The sequence below is a fragment of the Mesorhizobium sp. M7D.F.Ca.US.004.03.1.1 genome, assembly GCF_003998635.1.
In the GTDB taxonomy this organism is placed as follows: Bacteria; Pseudomonadota; Alphaproteobacteria; order Rhizobiales; family Rhizobiaceae; genus Mesorhizobium; species Mesorhizobium loti.
Window position 1 is genome coordinate 1 of sequence record NZ_RZQG01001478.1, and the last position, 885, is coordinate 885.

The 885-nt window shown below is 63.5% G+C and carries 1 protein-coding gene and 1 pseudogene; one reads left to right on the plus strand and one right to left on the minus strand.

Annotated elements, in window-relative coordinates; all coding sequences use genetic code 11:
- Positions 1–220: pseudogene (locus tag EN935_RS41660) on the plus strand (peptidase c14 caspase catalytic subunit p20); the annotation flags it as partial.
- Here EN935_RS41660 and EN935_RS38085 read toward each other — a convergent pair.
- On the minus strand, positions 202–807 hold the full coding sequence (locus EN935_RS38085; protein WP_206532360.1) for a hypothetical protein: 606 nt from the start codon (positions 805–807) through the stop codon (positions 202–204). The pseudogene EN935_RS41660 and the gene EN935_RS38085 sit on opposite strands and share 19 nt — an antisense overlap.
- Between the last annotated feature and the right edge of the window lie 78 nt (positions 808–885).

Below are 885 nucleotides of genomic sequence, written 5' to 3' on the forward strand. Positions count from 1 at the left end.
GATTAGAAGCAAGCCCCTGTTCAGCCCGGTGGAGGGATTGGACAAGTCGGTATGGGAGGGGAAGCACTGCGACGGGTGCCATGAATGGGACGAGGCACGGCTGTGCGAGCAGGCCAAAAATTTCGCCGCCAACGATGCCTCTGTTTTGCGCCTGCAGCATCCGCTTGGAACCCGCTTCAAGGTGGCGCTTGCCAAATGGGCTCAAGGTGGCTGCAAGTAAGCATCCGCCGATTGGCGCAACGCCTCGACCTCGGCCATCTGGATGCCCATTTCGACAAACGCCGAAAGAACGGCAAAGCGGTCCGCAAGTGCGACACGCGCCAGCCCGGCCAGGACACCGGCATTGACTGCATGGGCGGCAGGAAACGGCTGCAAGGCCGATGGTGCTTCTGCGCCGGCAACAGATCCGCCGGCAACAGAACCATTGTCACGCCATCCCGCCGCCAGGGCAATCCAGGCGCCCGGCGTTGTCGGCGGCGCTGCCTCTGCCTGGCTCACCGCAGCGCGATGGCGGGGGCTGTCCGGTTCACCGACCCAGTCGCGAACATAGGCGAGCAACTCGTGATCGGTCCCATCGAGCAGCTCGCTCAGATGGCTCAGGCATTCATGCGCCCACCAGACCGCGGCCCGATCGGGAAGCAGGTAGGCACAGAACGTGATCGCCTCCTCGGGAACGCGCCCGGCGAGGAGGCCGCGACAAAACTCGATCGACGGCTGTTCGGTTGGAAGGGTTCTCATGTCCCGGGCAATAGCGGGACAAGCCATGAAGAGATCCCGTGCCGTTTTGAATCGAAGCCCGTTGGCCATGACCGCCACGCTTTCATCGAGGAGCTTTAGCCAATCAAGCCCCAGGCGCGGCGCGGGTCAAGTCTCAACCGGTGACGC

What these genes read in the sequence shown, in the direction of transcription:
- EN935_RS38085 (WP_206532360.1), bottom strand. Translation starts at nt 807, where the DNA reads ATGGCCAACGGGCTTCGATTCAAAACGGCACGGGATCTCTTCATGGCT.